Origin of the sequence: Streptosporangium sp. G11, from assembly GCF_051192615.1 — a bacterium.
Classification (GTDB): Bacteria; Actinomycetota; Actinomycetes; order Streptosporangiales; family Streptosporangiaceae; genus Streptosporangium.
Genome location: NZ_JBPJUQ010000361.1, coordinates 1 through 621, shown reverse-complemented (window position 1 = coordinate 621; position 621 = coordinate 1). Strand labels below are relative to the sequence as shown.

Genomic DNA, 621 nt, shown 5'->3' with positions numbered 1-621 from the left:
TTGTCGCCGTAGGCGCAGTCGGCCACCAGCGCCCGGAAAGGCACGGCGGCGGCCTGCGCCCGACCCGCGAGCGCGGCCGCGAGTTGCGGTTTGGTGTGAAACGCCGGATCGCTGCGGCCGCGAGGCAACCGAGCGGCGGGGGTATAGGGCAGCGCGTGCAGCGGGTAGTAGACCCGCTCGTCGGCCCAGAGCGTGGTCACTGCCACGATCCCGTTCTCGATCTTCCCGACCGAGCCCAGGTACTGATGGGCGGTATGCGCGGTGGCGGTGCCGTCCTTGCGGTCCCCGGTGTCGTCGACCACCAGCACCCCGCCCGCGTGCGGCGCGGTCACCGGATCGGCCCGCAGCAGCTCAAGACGCCGGGCGTTGATCTTCTCGTGGTCCCACGGCGACTCCGACAGGAAGAACTGCAGCCGCTGCACCGCCGCATTCTGCGCCCCGGCCACCGGCTCCGCACCGGCCAGGGCCGTCAGCGTCTTGTTGCGGTCGCGTGGCAGCAACAGTCCGGCCAGATATTCACGAAACCCCCGGCGCTGCGCGAGCGAGCACCACAGATCATCGAACCGGGCCGCGTAGTCCTCCAACGGGCCCGGCGCCGGCGGACACGGACGCCGCGCGGTC

Annotated in this window: 1 protein-coding gene; it reads right to left on the bottom strand. The window is 71.8% G+C overall.

Going from position 1 to position 621, the window contains the following annotated elements; all coding sequences use genetic code 11:
- A partial coding sequence (locus ACSDR0_RS51045) for an IS701 family transposase (protein ID WP_435296207.1) occupies nucleotides 1-621 on the bottom strand: 621 nt, incomplete at both ends.